Raw genomic sequence first — 21,300 nt, 5'->3', positions numbered from 1 at the left:
AAAATCCTTCGGAGTGACATTATGAGAGAATCCGTCATCTATCAAGATATTTTAGAGGAAGGCAGAGAGGAAGGCAGAGAGGAAGGCAAAGAGGAAGGCAAAGAGGAGGGTAAAGAAGAAAAAGCTCGACAAATTGCCCTAAAAATGCTATCTGCTGGCTTTTCTATCGCAGAAATCGGCCAATTTACCGATTTATCCCCCGTAACTATCCATCAATTACAAAGACAGAAGGACAATTAAAGCTTTTAACCGCAAAGAGTGGGGAATTAGGAAAATTTCCGACCGTCTCCCCACCCCACACCGATTAACGACGTTTAGCGAGGCGAAGCACCACTAAACCACCACCTAGTATGCCTAATCCGATAACACCAGAAGGTTCGGGCGTGGACACTGGCGGAGGACTCATCGGACTGAATACCTGTACGCGGTCGTTGCCCGTATCGGCTACATAGATATTACCACCGCTACCGACGGCGATACCGGTGGGTAAACTGAACTGACCGTTCCCCGTACCGGAGCTACCGAAAGTGGACTGGAAGACACCACCGGAGTTGAATACCTGTACGCGGTCGTTCAACGAATCGGCTACATAGATATTACCACCGCTACCGACGGCGATACCTTGGGGGAAACTGAACTGACCGTTCCCCGTACCGAAGCTACCGAAAGTGGACTGGAAGACACCACCGGAGTTGAATACCTGTACGCGATTGTTGTTCGTATCGGCTACATAGATATTACCACCGCTACCGACCGCGATACCGGAGGGGAAACTGAACTGACCGTTCCCCGAACCGGAGCTACCGAAAGCGAAGGAAAAAGAAAAACTGGCTGCAGTGGCACTGCTGGCGATACTAATACATCCGATCGCAGTGGCCGTGACTAGGGAAAAGGATTTGAGCAGAGCCTTTGATAAGCTCTGCTTCTCCCCCCCCCATGATTGATAAGTTGGGCTAATGACATAAGACTTTATAAAATTAAACTGTTTGTAACCTATTCCTTCTTCTAGTAATTGTCAAGGACTTTTTCCAAAGGTGTGAGATTTTTGGGGCAAAAATTCACTAATTACGCTTCTTTACGCCCTAAAGCTACTTTTAATTGTCAGTTTTGACCGTTGAAAGATAGTATTAAAGCCAGAAACCCAGGGTAAAATCAGGGTTTCACTTTAGGCCAAACTCAGGTTAAACATCGGTCTTATCCCAAAAAAGCCCCAATTTTCTCCACGGCAGCCTCTAGAATATCGGGATCGTGAACTAAGGCAAAACGCACATACCCCTCACCACCCTTACCAAAACCGGAACCCGGGGAAACAGCGACACCAGTTTGGGCCACCAATTGCCGACAAAAATCGACGGAATTACCCGGCCAACTGGGGGGAATTTTCGCCCAAACGTACATAGTAGCGGCCGGAGTGGCAACTGGCCAACCGATGCGATTTAGGGCATTAATAAACACATCCCGGCGTTTTTGGAAGATAGCGACGGTTTCTTTGACCGAATCTTGATTACCAGTTAAAGCGGCGATCGCACCGTTAAGAATGCCCAAATACTGATTAAAATCAACCATAGCTTTAATCTGTCGCAAAGCCATAATTAACTGCGGGTTGCCAATGGCGAAACCGATGCGAAAACCGCCCATATTATAGGACTTGGAAAAGGTAAAAAACTCGATCGAATTAGTTTTAGCTCGATCGGCCTGTAAAATTGACGGTGGGGGCGATGTTCCCTCAAAAAAGATGTCTAGATAGGGAAAATCGTGGATTAAGACTAAATTATGCTGACGGCAAAAATCAACCGCTTTTTGGAAAAATGCCAAAGGTGCGATCGCTGTGGTGGGATTATGGGGATAACTCAAGACCATCAGCTTCGATTGTGCCAGCACTAGGTCAGGAATGTCCTCTAAAACTGGCAGAAAGTCATTTTTTGCCAAAATTGGCATCCCGTAGATTTGACCGCCGGCAAGGGCAACACCGCCTAAATGGGAGGGATAACCCGGATCGAGGAGTAGGGCAAAATCTCCGGGATTGAGAAGGGCCAAAGGTAGATGGGCCGTGCCTTCCTGAGAACCAATCAGGGGTAAAACCTCCGTTTCTGGATCGATGGGTACACCAAAGCGATCGCTATACCAGTTAGCGGCAGTTATGCGGAAGTCTCTGGTCCCATTATGGAGTAAATAGCCGTGCGTCTGAGGATCGTGGAGAGATCGCTCAATAGCATCGACAACGTGGGGAGCAGCCCCAAGATCGGAGGAACCGAGCGAAAGATCGATAATGGTATTACCCGCTTCTCTACTGGCAGCTTTTGCCCGATCCATATCGGCAAAAACGTTGGATTGTAGTGCCTGTAAGCGGTGTGCTAGGGTTAAGTTACTCATAACCACGGATACCTAATTAGCTGATATAGGTATCGATAAAAGATTGTAATTGTTGTTTGCCGATCGCCCCTTCATGACTGGCAATAAGTTTTTTATCTTTAAAGATGCGTAAAGCGGGAACACCTTCCACCTTATATTTAGCCACCGAGTCGGGGTTAGGGTCTATTTCTAGTTTAACTACTTTTAGCCGTTCGTCGTAGGTTTTGGCCACCCAATCGATCGAGGGGGATACCAGACGACACGGACCGCACCAACTCGCCCAAAAATAGACTAAAACGGGTTTTTCGACCCCAAAAACCTCTTGGTCAAACTTCTGATCGCTAATGACAGTTACGCTACTCACAGTATTTATTTCCTCACCATCGCTACTAATTATCATAGAGGTTCTGGGTACTTTTCGGCAATTATCCAGTTCCACAGTTCCTCAAACATTAGGATCAAAGACATCGCGTAAACCATCACCGATAAAATTAATACTTAACACCGTGATCACGATAGCCAGAGCGGGAAAAATGACCAAGTGGGGGGCAGTTGTCAAGTAATCTTTAGCTTTAAATAACATTTGTCCCCAAGTCGGCACATCGGGGGGGAAACCCAAACCCAAAAAACTCAGGGTTGACTCGGTAATAATCGCATTACCCACCGCTAAAGTGGCCGCCACGATAATCATTCCCAAAACGTTAGGTAATAAATGCACCCAGATCAAACGCCAAGGAGTGGCCCCCAAAGCTTTTGCAGCCGAGATAAATTCCATCTCCCGTAATTTTAAGAAATTTCCCCGCACCAATCGCGCCACCGACATCCAATTTAAACCCCCGATCACCAAAACCACGAGGATAAAAATACCCGTTTCTGGTCCAGCGATTTTTTTGATACTATCGCGAAATAGATAGACAATCAGCAAAAGTAGGGGTAATTGGGGCAAAGATAGAAATAAATCCGTTAATCGCATCAATAAGCCATCGATCGCCCCCCCGTAAAACCCGGAAATAGCCCCGATCGCCGTCCCCAAAATCATCGCCACCATCATAGCAGCAATGCCCACCGCGAGGGAAATTCGACCTCCCACCAAAATCCTCGCCAATTGATCCTGTCCCAGATCATTAGTCCCGAAAAGATGTTTTAAACTAGGGGGAGCAGTGGTTTGACTAAAATCAATGGTATCGATGGGGACCCGATAAAAAATCGGACCGAATAGGACAGCAAAAATAATTATCATTAATGCGATCGCTCCTATTACCGCCAGGGGATCTCGGTAAAAACGTCGCCAATTATCGATAATTGTAGAAGACAGGAGAGACATAATTAGGGTTTGCTGAATTATGAATTATAAATTATGAATTATGAATTATGAATTATGAAGTGGGAAGTGGGTCTTTATCCATTTTCAGGGAAAAAGTGCCTGAATTTTCCCCCCGATCATAGGGCCAGCACTTTTTGATCTCAAAAAAGCCTAAAGACATTATCCAACAAAGTTTTTATAAGTACCTAAGCAAAATTAATTACACATTTCGATGAAGCTTTTGCCTCTTGCCTATTGCCTCTTGCCTATCTTCACTGGGAAATTAATTTTGCACGACTACTTATTTATTCAGCAAACCCTAGTCAAGTCAACAGATGATTAAAATTTACACGGAAATCGAACAGGGGCAAAATTGGTTAGAGCGCCATCAAAAATCTTCTCCGATATTTGCCCTAGTTTTAGGCTTTACCGAGACGGGATTAATCCCCAGAATCTCCACCGCTGGCGCTACCCCGGAAGATAGAAAATATACAGCGATCGCCGATGCCGAATTTATCGTTAAAGGAGTTTCACCCCATCCCCGTTATCCCTTACCCCCCCTCACGGTGGGAGCCTCCCCTGCCTATATTACCCGCGCTGTGGTGGAAAAATTAGCTATTCCCGTCCGGATTTTTAACGCCGGTTTACCCTTGCCCCCGGCCGTCGATTATATCGAACTGGGGGGACAACCGGCCCGTTGTCTCTCCACCGGCCGCGCCCTAGACCTGACCATAGTAAAACACCTGTTCGCCCAAGGACTAACCTGGGGAGAAAAATTAGCCCGCGAGTCTAGTTATCTAATTATCGGCGAATGTGTGGTGGGTGGCACCACCACCGCCCTCGCCATCCTCACCGGATTGGGTTATCGAGCCAACGGCAAAGTTAACAGCAGCCATCCCCAGTGCAATCATGCTCAGAAACAGGCAATAGTTGAGCAGGGATTAGCTGGAAAAGAATTTTTTGATCCTTTTGAGGTAATTGCCGCACTAGGCGATCCTCAGCAGATTTTCGTCGCTGGCATGGCCATCGCCGCTAGTGGACAGGGTGGGGTACTTCTTGCTGGGGGAACCCAAATGTTAGCCGTTTCTGCCCTAATTCAAGCTCTAGTGGCTAAATATGCCTATCCCGTTAACTGGGAAAATATCATCGTCGGCACAACTCGCTGGGTAGCGGAAGATAAAACGGGGGATACGGTGGGATTAGCCCGCCTGATCGGAAAAATACCCCTATTAGCCACGCAATTAAACTTTTCCGCCTCTAAATACCCAGTTTTGCAAGCCTATGAAGAAGGTTTCGTCAAAGAGGGAGTCGGTGCGGGGGGATGTGCGATCGCTGCTCATCTGTACCAGAATTGGACTAATCAAGATTTAGTCAAAGCGATCGAAAATTTAATCGGGTTTCAACTAAACTGTTGACTATCTATTTGGGCATCACCTATCGCTAAAACCCTAGATTTTTTATCCGAATGCTTCGCCCCTATACCTAAACCTGATTAATCAGCTATTATCTTGCAATGAAGGTGATGAATCCCAAATCTTACAGAAAAATCAGGAATTGCTGGATGAGAGGTTGGTACAGGTAATGGTAGCGGTAGCGCAAGAATTAGGGAATGCAGGAAGGGAAAATAAGGCGCAATCGTTGATAAGCACTTGAGATAAGATATACAATAATAGAATATTAAAGGGGAAAATTTAAGATGAAACAGGCATTCACAGCCAGAGTTTTTCAAGAGGGTAATTGGTTTGTGGCTCAATGTTTAGAGGTTGATGTGGCAAGTCAAGGAGAAACGGAAACTGAGGCGTTAATAAATCTTCAAGAAGCTTTGGAATTACACTTTGAACCGCCTTATGCAACAGTGATTCCTCAATTGCAAAAAATAGAGGTAGAAATTAATGCCGCTTAAGCCTTTATCTTATCGTGAAATTAAACGAAAATTAGAGGCGGCAGGGTTTGAAGTGGTGAGTCAAAAGGGAAGTCATGTTAAGTTTGCTAAGGATACCTCTGAAGGAAAACGCACAGCGATTGTTCCTAAATATAAAGAGGTAACAATTGGGACGATTACCAGTATTTTAAGGCAAGCGGGGTTAAGCGTTGATGAGTTTGAGCGGTTATAAGTTAATAATCCAATCCTGTCTAAATTATGATTTTTTTTGATTATTTGATTGATTAGGATTTTTTTCGGCTATTATCCCTGTGATACAATTCTGATAATCTCCCCATTAAATCCCCTACCCCGACCAATGCTTAGGCTATGCTAGAATGGTGATAAAAGCATAGAATCCTATGTAGTTTAATTAGTTGAAACTGAATCGGAGAAAGTTATGTTAACAGAGATCAATATTGGCACTTTCATAAAAAGCGATCCCAAAATTCACGGGGGTTGTCCTATTATCGCAGGAACTGCTGTTACTGTACGAAGAATAGTAATCTGGTATAAATTAGGATATAGCCCTGAAGAAATTGCCGATGAAATTCCTCATCTTTCTTTGGCACAAGTTTATGCCGCTTTGACTTACTATCATACTAACAAAGAAACAATAGAATCAGAAACTATAGCCGAAGCCGCCGAAGCAGATCGCCTTGAAGCATTACATTATTCTCCTTCTTATGAGTAGAATTAGCTTATATATGGATGAGGATTCTACAGATTTCAAAAGGCTTTGGATAATCCGGCTTGTTTCAAAACTGCATTAGCAGTATGGCGTGATTTAATAGTATTATCAACTACAAATCTTCTTTCTGTCAGAGGACTATACCAAATTTCATGATCTCCTTTACCTTGACGTTCAAAATAACATCCGGCTGCTGAGAGCATTTTTTTTAATGCAGGTGTTAAAGAAGTAGCCATCTAAACAGCGCACTCAATTGATTCTTGACGATGACTAATTAGTTCAAAAGTTATCGCTGCTTGAGGTTCAATAGTAATTAGATGATTGAGTTGTAATAATTCTGGAATCATCTGTCGTAATTTAGCTGTTAAAGCTTCGATGGTATCAGCTTCGGTGACTAATCCCGGAACATCTTCACTCTCTGCTACCCACACTTGCGCCTCTCGATCCCAAAATGCTTCTACTTGGTACGGTTTTTGATTCATGATGATTTAGTTCAAGTGAGTAGAATTAGCTTATGTATTAATCAAGATTATACAGTGCGATCGCTTTTCTGACAATCTTACCACCAATCCCCAACTCTTGATGATCGCCGATGAATCGCTTATAACTGAATTAACCGCCACCATCTACCACGCTATGAATGAACAACGCACCCAATACCGTCTAAACTATGATTTTTTTTGATTGTTTGATTGACTAGGATTTTTTTCGGCTATCATCCCTGTGATGCAATATCAATAAAGATAGGAGATAAGTAAATGCGATTACTCTCAATGATTTTACGACTCTTAGGCAGACTTTTGAGAAGTTTTATAATTCTCTTGTCTATTATTTTTATTGGTATTCCTTTGAAAATTTTAATGTTAATCTTTCCTCCACTTAGACGAAAAATAGAATCTTTAAACCAATCATCTGCTTCTCGTTCCGTATATCAATCTTCACCAGGAGTAACTCTTGACATTGAAATACCTAACCAACAAGATTATCTCAATTTTTTAATGGAGACATTACAAAAAATCTCTGAAAATCCTAATCCTCAAGTTATTTATCCCTTCTGGGCGCAAAATCTTGATAAATTGGATGATAATTTAGCGCAAATCCTAGACAGTTGGGCGAAAAATACATTAACGCAAGCCACGCCAGAACAAGCCTATTTTATCGCTATTGTTATTTTCTATTTCAGTGCCTTAATCCAACAATTTCCTCTCGGTGACATCGCCACCCACAAAGAAATTGCCATCACGGGTTATGAAATAGCCTTAACTATCTTCACTTTTGACGCATTTCCCCAAAATTGGGCAACGACACAAAATAATCTTGCTACTGCTTACCTTTACAGAATCAAAGGGAACAAAGCTGAGAATTTAGAAAGGGCGATCGCCGCTTACTATAAAGCCTTAACTGTTTTAACTTTTGACGCTTTTCCTCAAGATTGGGCAATGACACAGAATAATCTCGCTGCTGCTTACAGTGACAGAATCAGAGGGGAGAAAGCTGAGAATTTAGAAAGAGCAATCGCCGCTTACAATGAAGCTTTGAAAGTTTATACTTTTGACGCTTTTCCTCAAGATTGGGCAATGACACAGAATAATCTCGCTGCTGCTTACCGTAACAGAATCAGAGGAGATAAAGCAGACAATTTAGAAAAAGCGATCACCAATTACAATGAAGCTTTGAAAGTGAGGACTTTTGACGCATTTCCCCAAGATTGGGCAAGTACACAGCATAATCTCGCTGCTGCTTACTTTTACAGAATCAGAGGGGATAAAGCCGAGAATTTAGAAAGGGCGATCGCTCTTTATCAAGAAACCTTGAAAGTTTATACTTTTGACGCTTTTCCCCAAGAATGGGCAATGACACAGAATAATCTCGCCAATGCTTACAGCGACAGAATCAGAGGGGAGAAAGCTGACAATTTAGAAAGGGCGATCGCCGCTTACAATGAAGCTTTGAAAGTGAGGACTTTTGACGCATTTCCCCAAGATTGGGCAAGTACACAGAATAATCTCGCTATTGCTTACTATTCCAGAATCAGAGGGGAGAAAGCTGAGAATTTAGAAAGAGCGATTGCTGCTTACAATGAAGCTTTGAAAGTGAGAACTTTTGACGCTTTTCCCCAAGATTGGGCAATGACACAGAATAATCTCGCTGCTGCTTACCGTAACAGAATCAGAGGCGATCAAGCTGACAATTTAGAAAGAATGATCACTGCTTTGAATAAAGCCTTGAAAGTTTATACTTTTGACGCATTTCCCCAACAATGGGCAATGATACAGAATAATCTCGCCAATGCTTACACCAACAGAATCAGAGGGGAGAAAGCTGAGAATTTAGAAAGAGCGATAACCGCTTGCCAGGAAGCCTTGAAAGTGAGAACTTTTGAGGCATTTCCCCAAGAATGGGCAGATACACAAAATAATCTCGCTAATGCTTACTGTGACAGAATCAGAGGGGAGAAAGCTGAGAATTTAGAAAGGGCGATTACCGCTTGTCAGGAAGCCTTGAAAGTAAGGACTTTTAACGCATTTCCCGAACAATCGGCAGCGACACAGCATAATCTTGCCGCTGCTTACTGTAACAGAATCAGAGGGGACAAAGCCGACAATTTAGAAAGAGCGATCACTGCTTACCAAGAAGCCTTGAAAGTAAGGACTTTTGACGCTTTTCCCCAAGATTGGGCAGCGACACAGAATGATCTCGCTAATGCTTACAGTGACAGAATCAGAGGGGACAAAGCCGACAATTTAGAAACGGCGATTGCTGCTTACCAGGAAGCCTTGAAAGTTTATACTTCTGACGCATTTCCACAAAAATGGGCAATGACACAGAATAATCTCGCTAATGCTTACAGTAACAGAATTAGGGGGGAGAAAGCCGACAATTTAGAAACGGCGATCACTGCTTACCAGGAAGCCTTGAAAGTGACGACTTTTGACGCTTTTCCCCAAGATTGGGCAGAGACACAGAATAATCTCGCTGTTACTTACCGTGACAGAATCAAAGGAGAAAAAGCTGATAATTTAGAAAAAGCGATCGTTTCTTGCCATGAAGCCTTGAAAGTTTATACTTTTGACGCATTTCCCGAAAAATGGGCAATGACCCAGAATAATCTCGCCAATGCTTACAGTGACAGAATCAGAGGGGAGAAAGCTGAGAATTTAGAAAAGGCGATCGCCACTTACAATGAAGTCTTAAAAGTTTATACTTTTGACGCATTTCCCCAAGATTGTTTACTAACTGCCCGCAATTTAGCTAAACTACACTACGATCAAAAACAATGGCAACCTGCCACAGAAGCCTATAATACTGCCATTGAAGCGGTAGAAAATGCTCGCCTAGAAGCCCTTAACCCCCAAAGTCGTCAAGAGGTTTTATCCAATGCCATTGGTGTGTTTCATCGCATTGTGCAAGCACATCTTAACCTCAATCAGCCTGAGAAGGCATTAGAATATATCGAACGCAGTAAAGGACGTAACCTGGTAGAATTAATCACCAAAAAAAATCTACAACCACAAGGCGTTAGTCAAGAAATCATTGCTCAATTAAATGAATTAAAACAAAAAGTTTTTAATGAACAAATTCGCTTACAACATCAAAGCATTAACCAGAAGCTAATGCAGAGTAATAACTTAACTCCTTACGTTCAAGATCACAGTTATCTGAAGGAATATCAACAAGACTTAGATAATTTTATTGCAAGAGAAATTAAAGATCCTCTCTTTAGCCTTACTCAAAAAGTTGAGCCGATCTCATTTACAGAGATTCAGGCTTTAACTGACGCTGAAACTTGTCTGCTGCAATGGTACATTACAGGGGAGAAAATAATCGCTTTTGTGGTGTCTGCTGAGGTAGAGATTAAAGTTTGGCAATCTTCCGAAGATGATCAAAATCAATTATTTGATACAATCTTCAATTATCTACAGCTTTACGATGATTACAGAAAAAACATAAACGATCTGTGGAAAAAGCAAATTCCTAACTTACTGAAGACCCTTGCTGATATTCTGCATATTAATGATATTCTTGCCCTCATTCCCGATACTTGTCAACGCTTAATTATTATCCCCCATTTGTTTCTGCATATCTTACCCTTACACGCCTTACCTGTTGATCCCCCCCAACTCTCCTTAAAAAGTGGGGAGTCGGTAACGGGGAGATCAGAATTACAAGATTTATTTCCAAAGGGTGTACAATATGCCCCCAGTTGTCAAATCTTGCAAAAAATCTCCCAAACTTCTCACCATTCCGACTTTAATAAACTTTTCGCCATTCAAAACCCCACCAAGGACTTATTTTACACCGACTTAGAAGTTAATATCCTCTCAACTTTCTTTACTGAACCTCAAGTTATCGCTAAAGATAACGCCACTAAAAACGCTGTTCTTCCCCATCTTAAATCCTCAGATAACCACTGTTATCACTTCTCCTGTCATGGAAGCTTTAACCCAGCTAATCCCCTAGAATCCGCCTTATTATTAGCCAATGAGGAACCCCTAACATTAGGCGAAATCTTTGAACTGCGCTTGAATATGAATAAATGTCGCCTTGTCACCCTTTCCGCTTGCGAAACTGGCTTGATTGATTTAAACTCTATCAGTGATGAATATATCGGTTTACCCAGTGGTTTTCTGTTTGCAGGAAGTCCCAGCGTTGTTAGTAGTTTATGGACAGTTGATGACCTGTCAACCTCCTTCTTGATGATTAAATTATATGAGATTTTATTTGATGAGAATCAGCAAGTTTCTGTACCAGTTGCTTTAAAACAAGCTCAAAACTGGTTACAGAATTTAACTATTGAGTCATTAGACAAATTTCTGGAGCAATATCAGCCACAAATAGACAAACATCTTGCCCAACTGCGACCAGGACAACGCCTACGATATGAACAATCATTGAAACAAATAAAACAGCGCAAACCACATCCTTTTATAAGTCCTTATTACTGGGCAGGTTTTATCGCTACAGGGATTTAAGTTTCAGGATTAGCACAAACCTTTTTCATACCCAACTTAAAAGCACAAATACCGATAGCTGTCGCTACACCAACAGGAATACCAGCACTCACAGAAATCGGTTCTATAAAAGGTGCAATCATACCCGATTGTAAGCCTTCTCTAACTTCTTCTTGACAGATAAATTGGCGACATTTTTTGAGTAAATCGCCGATAGATCTATCTGGTTCTGTACCAGTTTCTCGCATTAGCAGTAAAGGTACAGCATCCTCAAGATAACCTTCGCATTCTTCAATCGCATCCAAAGCGGCGATCGCACTTGGATTATCTACCAATTCAGCGCGAAACTGGGCAATTTCTTCGGGAGTAACTTTAGTTGATTCAATATCCATCTGTTGTTCTTATTTACAGACAATGCTAATTGTATATTTTACCATCTATCGATAGTTTTTGATAGACAGTGTTAAGTGGTCAATTTCTCTTCTCTGATCCATGTTAAGAGCATCTTAACAATCCTTGACAAAATGAACTTTATGTGGGTTGCTTACCCAGAAACAAACTGATCACAAAATTGGCTAATTGTCAATAGCTTTTGAGATGCTCTCATTCCACAATACCCTCGATCGAGCTTAGGGTAACATCTTAGACTTATTGAACTTAACTAGCGATAGATTCGAGGATTTATTAGCCCCATCAAAGCAAAAACCCTGATTTTGCCTTGATTTTGCCCCATCTACCGCCCTAGCCCAACAAATAATTTTTCGCACAGATAAGAATTATTCTCAATAGCTGTACAATAGAAAAAGATAACTTTGTCAAGAATCCAGCAATGAACGATAAAATAACTCGGAGAGTCTTTCTAGGCGCAGGAACAGCCACCTTAGCCTTAGCAGTGGGGCAATTAGGGAAAATAAACGAAGTTTCCGCCCAAAATAAACAATTAAACCTCTATTCCTCCCGTCACTACAACACCGACCGACGATTGTATGACAACTTCACCCGACAAACGGGAATAAAAATTAACCTCGTGGAAGGGGAAGCGGACCCATTAATCGAACGAATCAAAAGCGAAGGCCGCAATAGTCCTGCTGATATACTCCTGACGGTAGATGCCGGGAGATTATGGCGGGCCGACCAACAGGGAATTTTTGCCCCCGTCAATTCCCCCATTCTCACCCAAAGAATTCCCGCTCATTTGCGTCACCCCAAAGGTCACTGGTTCGGGTTTAGTAAACGCTTGCGGGTAATTATGTATAACAAAGACAGAGTTAACCCCAGAGAAATCGATTCCTATGCAGATTTAACCAATCCCAAATGGAAAGGAAAAGTCGTCACCCGGTCATCTAGTAACATCTATAGTCAATCTTTTACCGCTTGGTTAATCGACATCCAAGGAGAAGCGGCCGCAGAAAAATGGTGTCGGGGATTAGTGGCTAATTTTGCTCGTCCACCCCAGGGCAATGATAAGGCACAAATCGAAGCTGTAGCCGCAGGAATTGCCGATTTAGCCCTAGCTAACACCTATTACTTAGCTGGGTATGCCGAAGAAAAAGACCCCGCTAAACGGGCAATTTATGACCAAGTAGGCGTAATTTTCCCCGACCAAACAGGCCGCGGCGCTCACGTTAATATTAGCGGTGGTGGTTTAATTAAAACTGCCCCCAATCGAGAATCGGCGATTAAATTTTTAGAATATCTTTCTAGCAATGAAGCACAGAACTTTTTTGCTAAGGGTAATCAAGAATATCCCGTCGTTCGAGGGGTTGCTTTAGACCCTGTTCTAGCAAAACTCGGACGCGGTAAAGAAGATACCGTTAGTGTGGCTAATTATGGTCCTAATTTAGCCAAAGCAGTACAGGTAATGAATCGCGCTGGTTGGAAATAAGTTATCAGTTATCAGTTATCAGTGGTAATTATGAATTATGAATTATGAATTAGGAAGTTAGAAAAATTGAAGATAGATTTTGGGTTCGATCCCCCCTGCCCCCCTTGATAAGGGGGGTGCCGATCCCCTCTTAGTCCCTCCTTAATACCCCCTTAATAAGGGGGCATCTGACAGTTTTTAACACCTAACTACTTATGTTAAGGCAATTGAAATAAAACCGAGAGATTATTAGCTGGCATAGGAATTACTTCTAACAATTGTAAACCTCGATCGCTCGCTGCTTGCACCACATCTTCTAAATTCCTAACTCCCCAAGCAGAGTTTTGAGAACGGAGAGAAAAATCAAAGCTTTCATTACTAGGAGAAGTATGTTTTCCCTGTCGTTTATAAGGACCATAAAGATAGAGAATTTCCCCCGAACTAAGAATGCGACTTGCTCCCGCCATTAAAGCTAAACAAGCGGACCAAGGGGCGATATGAATCATATTAATATTAACAATGGCATTAATAACGATATTTTCCTTCTCTACCGCCCAAACTGACTGATGAACATCGATAAATACGGGGCGATCGAGATTAGAACTAGGACAATAATCGCACCAACTGCCAATACTATCTAGAGCCAGAGGGTTACAATCCGAGGGAATCCAACGACAAGGAGCAAGACGAGGGGCAAAAAAAACAGCGTGTTCACCCGTACCGCTAGATATTTCTAGGATATTGCCAGTCTTTGGTAAAAATTGGCTGATAACTTCCAAAATCGGCTGACGATTGCGTTCTGTTGCCGGGGCGTATTGACGTAAATCAGACATAATACTAAATCCTTTGAGTACAGGCTAGTTATGAGGAGAGGCAAAAGGGGGAATAAATAATCAGTTTTTAATAACAGGATTTAGTATAACTACAGCGTTTCTCCTAAAGATGAAGCGTAACCTAGATCAGTGATCAGCTTTTTTCTCCCTTCTCCCTTCTCTTCAATTCATAATTCATAATTCATAATTCATAATTACCACTCCTCAAACAGATTATATTACCCTTGGCGGTGCCTTGCTGTATGATCGCCGCTCCAGAAAAACATTAAGTTTTATTAAGGAGTTAGTGACAAAAGACCGCCTTTAATCTCTATTATCGTAGTAAGTGGCTTTTGACCCGAATCAAGCCGGTCAAGATAAATAGTAACTTTTGCCCATCATCAAACAACGATTGTCAGTCTAACTAAAACAGTCGCTGTGGCGATGCCCTCGTGATCAATTCCTATGTCAACCCTGGTTATTGTCGAATCCCCCACCAAAGCTCGGACGATCAGTAATTATCTGCCTAGCGGCTATCGAGTCCAAGCCTCCATGGGCCACATCCGCGATCTCCCCGCCTCCGCCGAAGAAATTCCCCCCGCCCACAAAGACAAATCCTGGGCCAATTTGGGCGTGGATGTGGAGAACGATTTCGATCCCCTCTACGTCGTCCCCAAAACCAAAAGTAAAGTCGTCAAAGAATTAAAAGAAGCCCTCAAAGGCGCGAGCGAACTGATCCTCGCCACCGACGAAGATCGGGAAGGAGAAAGCATCAGTTGGCATCTCTTGCAGGTACTCAACCCGAAAATACCCACCAAAAGGATGGTATTTCACGAAATCACCAAAGAAGCGATCCAAACCGCCCTCAAAAATTGTCGCTCGATCGACGAAAATTTAGTTCACGCCCAAGAAACCCGCCGCATACTCGATCGCCTCTACGGTTATACCCTCTCCCCCCTACTCTGGAAAAAAATCTCTAAAGGTTTATCCGCCGGCCGGGTGCAATCCGTCGCCGTGCGTCTGCTCGTGCAACGGGAACGGGAACGACGGGCTTTTAAAACCGCTAATTATTGGGATCTGAAAGCGACTTTAGAAAAGGACAAAAATCAATTTGACTCGAAATTAGTCACCTTAAACGGTCAAAAAGTGGCAAATGGGAGCGATTTCGATGCCGACACTGGCAGACTGCTCCCCGGTCGCCAGGTGACACTTTTGGATCAAGCCACCGCCACCGCCTTAAAAGAACGCATCCAAGACAAAATCTGGCGCGTTAGCCACACCGAAGAAAAACCCACCACTCGCAAACCATCCCCCCCCTTCACCACCTCCACTCTACAGCAAGAAGCTAACCGGAAACTCGGCATATCCGCCCGCGACACCATGCGAATCGCCCAAAATCTCTACGAACAGGGCTACATCACCTATATGCGGACCGATTCCGTCCATCTTTCCGATCAGGCCATCACCGCCGCCCGCAATTGTGTAGAACAAATGTACGGCAAAAACTACCTCAGTCCCCAACCCCGGCAATACACCACCAAAAGCAAAGGCGCACAGGAGGCCCACGAAGCCATCCGACCCGCCGGCAGTAGCTTTCGCCTACCCCGGGAAACCGGCCTGAGCGGACTAGAATTCGCCCTCTACGACCTAATCTGGAAACGTACCGTCGCCTCACAGATGGCCGATGCCCGTATTACCCAGATCGCCGTTAATATTCAGGTGGAAAATGCCGGATTTCGCTCCTCTGGCAAAAGAATCGACTTCCCCGGCTTTTTCCGCGCCTATGTAGAAGGTTCCGACGATCCCGAAGCCGCCATCGACGACCAAGAAATAATCCTACCCCCCCTCAGCGTCGGTGATACCCCCAATTGTCGCCAACTAGAAGCCATTAGCCACGATACCCAACCCCCCGCCCGTTATAGCGAAGCTTCCCTCGTAAAAACCCTCGAAAGTGAAGGAATCGGGCGACCCAGCACCTACGCCACCATTCTCGGCACCATTATCGATCGCGGTTATGCCCAAATGCGGAATAAAACCCTCATTCCCACCTTCACCGCTTTTGCCGTCGTCGGTTTATTAGAAAACCATTTCCCCGACCTGGTAGATCCCAAATTTACCTCGAAAATGGAAGAAACCCTCGACCATATCGCCACCGGTTCCGCCCAGTGGTTGCCCTATCTCGATCACTTCTATCGTGGCGAAAAAGGGCTAGAAAGCCAAGTCAAAGAGCGCGAGAGTCAAATTAACTCTAGCACCGCTAAATCGGTGATTTTAGAGGATTTACAGGCAACCATCAAGATCGGCAAATACGGACCCTATCTGGAAGTCCCCCGGGGAGATGAAATCCTCACCGCTTCCATCCCGGCCGATTTAACCCCGGCGGATCTGAACCCCGAACAGGTAGAAACCCTGCTGCGACAAAAAACCGAAGGTCCCGATAAAATCGGTCTTCATCCCGACACCGGAGAGCCGATTTATCTGCTCGTGGGTAGTTACGGTCCCTACGTCCAGTTAGGAGATGTCAGCGATGACAATCCCAAACCGAAACGCGCTTCCTTACCCAAAGGAGTCAAACCCGCAGATTCGACAAGCTCACTGCAAGAGGACATCACCCTCGAACAAGCGGTGGGTTTATTAGCACTGCCGCGACTGCTGGGAACCCATCCCCTCACCGGAGGCAAAATCAAAGCCAGTTTAGGTCGTTTCGGCCCATATATAGTTCAGGAAGAGGGCAAAGAAAAAGAATATCGTTCCCTGAAAGCCGGCGATGATGTCTTAACCATAACCCTCGATCGAGCCTTGGCCCTATTAGCCGAACCGAAAAAAGCTCGCGGCGCTCGTAGTTCCACCAAACCACCCTTAAAAGAATTGGGTAAACATCCCGACGATGGGGAATTGGTGGGATTGTACGAAGGTCCCTACGGAGTTTATATCAAGCACGGCAAAACTAACGCCAAGATTCCCGAAGGAGAAACCGCCGAAACCCTCACCCTAGAACAAGCTTTAGTCGCCCTAGCAGCCAAGACAACCACTGCCAAGAAAACCACTACCAAGAAAACTACTTCTAGCACCACTAAAAAAACTACTTCCCCGGGCAGTAAAACTGGCAAAAGTAAGACGGTTTAGCGGTTACTGGTGAGGCAATTTTCCCCATGGTCAATTCCTCACCCCGATGCGGCGACAAATCCGGTTGGCTTTTTTGTCCTTGGCACCACTTTGACTAGGCTGATCCTAATCCTAAGTAGGTAGGCGTTAAAAATTATCAGATACCCCCCTTATCAAGGGGGGCAGGGGGGATCGAACCTAAAATCCATTTTTAAATTATAACCAGCTACTTATACCCCAAATTCCCTACTGTAAAGCGATCGCCATCGCTTCTTGGGGAATTTGCCGGTAAATTGGTTTTAAAAATTGTTCTATGGCATCGGATTCGGGGGCAGCGAGGGGAAAATTGCCTAAAATGTCGAGAATGGTTTGATTTTCATTCCCCGGCGTAATGACAACGAGGGAGGGATCTAGCTCTTCATCGTACTGCCAAAAGCGATCGATAGTGCTTTCGGGGGCAGTTTTTTCAACTGCTGTGGGGGGTTCACTGACTGCTAAAGGTTGATTATCAGAGGAATAGGAGCGTTTTTCGCGTAAAGCTTCCAGAATTTGGTTTTTGGTTCGGCCGCGCAGTTGCAAAAGCAGGAAGGGATCGACAATAAAACGATCGCCCAATTGATAGTACACTGCTCCTATATGTTTGCAGGGGTTGGCTTGATCGGGACAGGTACAACGAGAGCGAATATCGGCCAAGGAAAAGGGAAATAAATTCACCCCACTATCGATAAAAACACGCTCGATATGATCGGGCATTTGTCCGGTGAGCAATTGAGCGGAATAAATGGCTTTTTTGGAGAGAAGCTTAATAATATAATCCCATTCTTCATCACTAAAAGCCGCTAGGGATAAATCCACTATATAAGGCTCTGGTTCACTGCCTTGTACTCTAGCAATAACTTGCGAGTCTTCAAAGTCAATACTTAAAACATTGCCCTCTCTAGCGTACAGTCTAGCTCGTTCCAAGCGTTTTTTAAAGCGATAGGAATCGAGTAGTTCCAGCCATTTTTGTACCCACCAAGCTTGTTCTGTCATTTTTTATTTACCCTACCGCTTATCAGCTTCGTTATCAAGAAAAACGTCAATTCAAAAAGGAAACGCATCAGCCTAGAAGCCTGACTAGGAAAGGCTCATCAGGTATAGTCTGATCAATACAACAACAAATCAAACCAAAAAACGAAGCCCTCAATATCTTAACATAGAACCAAGAAACTTGCTCTACCAACTTAGTCAAGAGGGAAATTTATCTCAACGACAAATAGCCGTCTTGCCCGGATGTGATCAAAGCACGACCGGAGCAAGTATTAAGAAGGAATCAAAGTTCCCTCGGATGCTATCTACAAAGGTACAGCACAAGCTGAGGGTGAGACTCGCCGAAAAAAAATGAAAACAACCCTTTAAAAAAGTAACTGAGTCGTTGGTAGAAGGGAACGAATTTTAAAATCCTTAAACCAGAGGAAATAGAAAGAGCCGTAAACTTAATTAACCATCCTCCTCGAAAATGTCTTGACTATCCTATCCAGAATGAGGTATTCTGTGATAGCCCAGACAGTGATGCAATTCAGACTTTAATTGGCGTTACCGATGCTAATCTTAGTCAAGCAGAATTAGGTGAACTGATCTTAGAACTCGATTTTTAAACTCAATCTAATGTTTAACGCTTATGCTTAATAACAACTATGTCATTGCCTAATCTTCCCAGTGAAATTGAAAATCGTAAAAGCGAACATCTGCGAGTTTGTATCGAAGAAGATGTGGAATTTCAACAACTTACAAGCGGTTTAGAGAAATATCGTTTTACTCACTGTTGTCTTCCTGAACTTGACCGCAGCGATATTGAACTGGGGACAACCTTTTTGGGGAAATCTTTAAAAGCTCCAATTCTCATCTCTTCCATGACCGGAGGAACAGAATTAGCCCATTTAGTCAATACTCGATTGGCAACGGTCGCTCAACGTTATGGTTTAGGGATGGGGGTGGGTTCTCAACGCATTGCACTCGAACAACCGGAATTAGCGCCGACCTTTGCAGTCCGTTCTCTGGCGCCAGATATTCTCCTGTTAGCGAATTTAGGGGCTGTGCAGTTAAATTACGGCTGCGGTTTAGAAGACTGTCTAAAATTGGTGGAATTATTAGAAGCTGATGCCTTAATTCTGCATCTCAATCCTTTACAAGAATGGGTGCAATCAGGAGGCGATTCTAATTTTAAAGGTTTACTGGCTAAAATAGAGCAAATTTGCGCTCAATTGCCCGTTCCCGTCATTGCCAAGGAGGTCGGAAATGGCATCTCTGCGCCGATGGCCAAACAATTAATTGAAGCCGGAGTCGCCGCGATTGATGTGGCGGGAGCCGGAGGCACGTCCTGGGCTAAAGTCGAAAGTCAAAGAGCCAAAGACAACAGACAAAGGCATCTCGGACAAGTTTTTGCCGATTGGGGTTTGCCTACGGCTGAATGTATTACCGCCATTCGGTCTGTGAATTCAACTATTCCTTTAATTGCTTCTGGAGGCTTAAAAAATGGCTTAGATCTTGCCAAATCTATCGCTTTAGGAGCCGATTTAGGGGGGTTGGCTCGACCGTTTCTGGTAGCAGCGATTGAATCAGAAGCCGCCGTTGATGAGTTGGTGAAATTTTTAATTGCTGAACTTGAAATTGTTTTATTTTGTACTGGAAATCCTAATTTATCGGCCCTTAAAACTTCAGGAGCCTTAAAACCATGTTAAAGTTTTCGATGGAATTGTGTTATCTCGGGCCCGGTGTCAAAGGTTTAACCGTTGGCACTTTGGGGCTAAAAGCAACCAGTAGCGAACAAACCTTAAACTATCTGATTTCCCAATGAAAATTACAGCATATTTCGGTTAAGAAGAGATTAAAATCCGCCGGGGCTTAAATAACTGGGATTTTCCTGTAGGGAAGTATCGAAGGGATTGGGTAGATCTTGGGTGCGAATTAAAGGCCCAGACTGTTGCTGTTGCATAACATCATAGTATAAAGTTTCAGTTAATTTGGCATCCCGGGTAATCAGATTATCGAAATAGGAACCTTGAGGAAAAGTACGCCAACCAAAAAGAGAGTTAAACTGTCCTAAAATGTTGGTATAGTCGTAGAAACGACCCGTATTGTTATTAACAGCGCGGTTAAACAAACCGGGGATATTATTAAATCCTACCGCCGTATCGGGAGAGGGGACAAGTTGCAATTGTTGGGTTTTTACCGGTGCAGGATTGGTGGCGGGTGGAGTTTCGGCGATCGCATTAGACGAACTCAACCAGACTAAACCGGTTAAACAAAACAGGGAAGGGAGTAAAAATTGAGCGCGCATGGGTAAAAATCTCCTCACAGGGGTAGGGTTATTAAAAAATTGCTTCAATGGGATGAGAAAGAAATCAATACTAGCGATCGAGTCAATATATAATGACTTTTGGCTTAATTGTAACTGAAATTTTGGAGTCAATCAGACTCCCAATCCTGAAAATATGGCTAATTCCTCGGTAGCGAATCTCGACACTGCTTCCCTGCGTCAATTTCTCCTCGATGCTCTTGTCCGTCTTGCCTATCGAGAGGGAGATTTCACCCTGTCCTCAGGACAAAAAAGCAGCTACTATATCAACGGTAAACAAGTTACCCTGACTGGGGAGGGAGCTTTAGCCGTGGGGCGTTTATTGCTGTCTCTACTGCCTCCAGATACCCAAGCGGTGGCAGGATTAACCCTAGGGGCGGATCCGATTGTCAGCGCCGTTAGTGTGGTATCTGCCTACGAAAATCGCCCGATTCCAGCTTTAATCGTCCGTAAAGAGGCAAAAGGTCACGGAACTATGGCTTATATCGAGGGGCCAACTTTAAACCCTGGGGCTGCGGTGGTTGTCCTCGAAGATGTGGTGACAACGGGGAAAAGTGCCATGGTAGCGGTAGAAAGATTACGCAATGCGGGTTATCAAGTAGATTTAATCATTGCTTTGGTGGATAGAGAGCAAGGAGGGGCGGAATTTTACCAATCTCAGGGAATACAGTTTCAAGCTTTGTTTTCGATTCGGGATATACAGGCGGCTTATCACAATAAATAGCGGCGATTGGCGAGAAACGCTCGATAACTGGGTTTTAACAGTTGGATTGGCTCTGGGGATAAACCACAAAAGCACAAAGAACACAAAGAGGAAGACAGATTCAAGCGGGCTGCTTTGATTGCCTAAACGATAAGTTAAGTAGGTAGGCGTTAAAAATTATCAGAAACCCCCCTTATCAAGGGGGATCCCCCCGCCTATCGGCACCCCCCTTATCCTGTCTCTTATACACACCTCCGGGC

At 43.9% G+C, this 21,300-nt stretch carries 21 protein-coding genes and 2 pseudogenes; 12 read left to right on the top strand and 11 right to left on the bottom strand.

Going from position 1 to position 21,300, the window contains the following annotated elements; genetic code table 11:
- The first annotated feature begins 21 nt into the window (after positions 1-21).
- Positions 22-240, top strand: coding sequence for a hypothetical protein (locus IQ234_RS07430; RefSeq protein WP_193956628.1), 219 nt, complete (start codon positions 22-24; stop codon positions 238-240).
- A gap of 64 nt (positions 241-304) precedes the next feature.
- Here the strand turns inward: IQ234_RS07430 and IQ234_RS21565 are convergent, their stop codons facing one another.
- From IQ234_RS21565 to IQ234_RS07410, 5 genes and pseudogenes are all read right to left on the bottom strand, one after another.
- Positions 305-577, bottom strand: a complete 273-nt coding sequence (locus IQ234_RS21565; protein ID WP_265578468.1) for a PEP-CTERM sorting domain-containing protein — start codon at positions 575-577, stop codon at positions 305-307.
- A 15-nt stretch (positions 578-592) separates the two neighbouring features.
- Positions 593-760: pseudogene (locus IQ234_RS21730) on the bottom strand (6-bladed beta-propeller); the annotation flags it as partial.
- 434 nt (positions 761-1,194) lie between these two features.
- A complete protein-coding gene (locus IQ234_RS07420) occupies positions 1,195-2,373 on the bottom strand; it encodes an LL-diaminopimelate aminotransferase (RefSeq protein ID WP_193956627.1) in 1,179 nt (392 codons plus the stop codon).
- Between the two features lie 16 nt (positions 2,374-2,389).
- The gene (locus IQ234_RS07415; protein WP_193956626.1) at positions 2,390-2,752 is read right to left on the bottom strand and encodes a thioredoxin family protein; all 363 of its coding nucleotides are present in this window, start codon (positions 2,750-2,752) and stop codon (positions 2,390-2,392) included.
- A gap of 45 nt (positions 2,753-2,797) precedes the next feature.
- Positions 2,798-3,676 (bottom strand): ABC transporter permease, encoded by an 879-nt coding sequence (locus IQ234_RS07410; RefSeq protein ID WP_193956625.1) that lies wholly within the window; start codon positions 3,674-3,676, stop codon positions 2,798-2,800.
- A gap of 314 nt (positions 3,677-3,990) precedes the next feature.
- On the opposite strand from IQ234_RS07410, the gene cobT reads away from it, so the two are divergent.
- The 4 genes from cobT (at position 3,991) to IQ234_RS07390 (ending at position 6,270) form a co-directional block, all read left to right on the top strand.
- Complete coding sequence (gene cobT, locus IQ234_RS07405; protein ID WP_193956624.1) at positions 3,991-5,070, top strand: nicotinate mononucleotide-dependent phosphoribosyltransferase CobT; 1,080 nt, start codon at positions 3,991-3,993, stop codon at positions 5,068-5,070.
- Between the two features lie 281 nt (positions 5,071-5,351).
- Complete coding sequence (locus tag IQ234_RS07400; RefSeq protein WP_193956623.1) at positions 5,352-5,558, top strand: type II toxin-antitoxin system HicB family antitoxin; 207 nt, start codon at positions 5,352-5,354, stop codon at positions 5,556-5,558.
- Complete coding sequence (locus tag IQ234_RS07395; protein ID WP_193956622.1) at positions 5,548-5,769, top strand: type II toxin-antitoxin system HicA family toxin; 222 nt, start codon at positions 5,548-5,550, stop codon at positions 5,767-5,769. Before IQ234_RS07400 ends, IQ234_RS07395 begins: the two co-directional genes overlap by 11 nt.
- A 207-nt stretch (positions 5,770-5,976) precedes the next feature.
- Positions 5,977-6,270 carry a DUF433 domain-containing protein gene (locus tag IQ234_RS07390; RefSeq protein ID WP_193956621.1) on the top strand — a complete coding sequence of 98 codons (294 nt, stop codon included), beginning with the start codon at positions 5,977-5,979 and terminating at the stop codon, positions 6,268-6,270.
- Positions 6,271-6,305: 35 nt separating this feature from the next.
- Here the strand turns inward: IQ234_RS07390 and IQ234_RS07385 are convergent, their stop codons facing one another.
- Positions 6,306-6,503, bottom strand: a complete 198-nt coding sequence (locus tag IQ234_RS07385) for a type II toxin-antitoxin system HicA family toxin (protein ID WP_104396363.1) — start codon at positions 6,501-6,503, stop codon at positions 6,306-6,308.
- Positions 6,504-6,749 carry a DUF1902 domain-containing protein gene (locus IQ234_RS07380; RefSeq protein ID WP_193956620.1) on the bottom strand — a complete coding sequence of 82 codons (246 nt, stop codon included), beginning with the start codon at positions 6,747-6,749 and terminating at the stop codon, positions 6,504-6,506.
- 276 nt (positions 6,750-7,025) lie between these two features.
- Here IQ234_RS07380 and IQ234_RS07375 point away from each other — a divergent pair, with 276 nt between their 5' ends.
- Positions 7,026-11,240 (top strand): CHAT domain-containing protein, encoded by a 4,215-nt coding sequence (locus IQ234_RS07375; RefSeq protein WP_193956619.1) that lies wholly within the window; start codon positions 7,026-7,028, stop codon positions 11,238-11,240.
- On the opposite strand, the gene IQ234_RS07370 is transcribed toward IQ234_RS07375, so the two are convergent.
- A complete protein-coding gene (locus tag IQ234_RS07370; RefSeq protein ID WP_193956618.1) occupies positions 11,237-11,611 on the bottom strand; it encodes a hypothetical protein in 375 nt (124 codons plus the stop codon). The genes IQ234_RS07375 and IQ234_RS07370 overlap by 4 nt on opposite strands.
- 437 nt (positions 11,612-12,048) lie before the next feature.
- Between IQ234_RS07370 and IQ234_RS07365 the strand changes: the two genes are divergently transcribed.
- Positions 12,049-13,104 carry a Fe(3+) ABC transporter substrate-binding protein gene (locus IQ234_RS07365; protein ID WP_193956617.1) on the top strand — a complete coding sequence of 352 codons (1,056 nt, stop codon included), beginning with the start codon at positions 12,049-12,051 and terminating at the stop codon, positions 13,102-13,104.
- 197 nt (positions 13,105-13,301) lie between these two features.
- Here the strand turns inward: IQ234_RS07365 and IQ234_RS07360 are convergent, their stop codons facing one another.
- A complete protein-coding gene (locus IQ234_RS07360; RefSeq protein WP_193956616.1) occupies positions 13,302-13,916 on the bottom strand; it encodes a DUF938 domain-containing protein in 615 nt (204 codons plus the stop codon).
- A 444-nt stretch (positions 13,917-14,360) separates the two neighbouring features.
- Here IQ234_RS07360 and topA point away from each other — a divergent pair, with 444 nt between their 5' ends.
- The gene (gene topA, locus IQ234_RS07355; RefSeq protein WP_193956615.1) at positions 14,361-17,021 is read left to right on the top strand and encodes a type I DNA topoisomerase; all 2,661 of its coding nucleotides are present in this window, start codon (positions 14,361-14,363) and stop codon (positions 17,019-17,021) included.
- Positions 17,022-17,246: 225 nt separating this feature from the next.
- Here the strand turns inward: topA and IQ234_RS07350 are convergent, their stop codons facing one another.
- Positions 17,247-18,032, bottom strand: a complete 786-nt coding sequence (locus tag IQ234_RS07350; protein ID WP_193956614.1) for an SWIM zinc finger family protein — start codon at positions 18,030-18,032, stop codon at positions 17,247-17,249.
- A gap of 112 nt (positions 18,033-18,144) precedes the next feature.
- Between IQ234_RS07350 and IQ234_RS07345 the strand changes: the two are divergent.
- From IQ234_RS07345 to IQ234_RS07335, 3 genes and pseudogenes are all read left to right on the top strand, one after another.
- A pseudogene (locus IQ234_RS07345) lies at positions 18,145-18,423 on the top strand (helix-turn-helix domain-containing protein); the annotation flags it as partial.
- Between the two features lie 253 nt (positions 18,424-18,676).
- Positions 18,677-19,720, top strand: coding sequence for a type 2 isopentenyl-diphosphate Delta-isomerase (gene fni, locus IQ234_RS07340; protein ID WP_193956613.1), 1,044 nt, complete (start codon positions 18,677-18,679; stop codon positions 19,718-19,720).
- Positions 19,714-19,836, top strand: a complete 123-nt coding sequence (locus IQ234_RS07335) for a hypothetical protein (RefSeq protein WP_322743444.1) — start codon at positions 19,714-19,716, stop codon at positions 19,834-19,836. Before fni ends, IQ234_RS07335 begins: the two co-directional genes overlap by 7 nt.
- A 30-nt stretch (positions 19,837-19,866) precedes the next feature.
- Here the strand turns inward: IQ234_RS07335 and IQ234_RS07330 are convergent, their stop codons facing one another.
- Positions 19,867-20,319: a porin gene (locus tag IQ234_RS07330; RefSeq protein ID WP_110579505.1), complete on the bottom strand. Its 453-nt coding sequence runs from the start codon at positions 20,317-20,319 to the stop codon at positions 19,867-19,869.
- Positions 20,320-20,473: 154 nt separating this feature from the next.
- Here IQ234_RS07330 and pyrE point away from each other — a divergent pair, with 154 nt between their 5' ends.
- Complete coding sequence (gene pyrE / locus IQ234_RS07325) at positions 20,474-21,061, top strand: orotate phosphoribosyltransferase (RefSeq protein WP_193956612.1); 588 nt, start codon at positions 20,474-20,476, stop codon at positions 21,059-21,061.
- Positions 21,062-21,300 lie beyond the last annotated feature (239 nt).

Origin of the sequence: Microcystis aeruginosa LEGE 91341 (genome assembly GCF_015206885.1) — a bacterium.
Classification (GTDB): Bacteria; Cyanobacteriota; Cyanobacteriia; order Cyanobacteriales; family Microcystaceae; genus Microcystis; species Microcystis aeruginosa_H.
The sequence above is the reverse complement of the archived record's forward strand: the minus strand, read 5'-3'. Positions and strand labels throughout refer to the sequence as shown.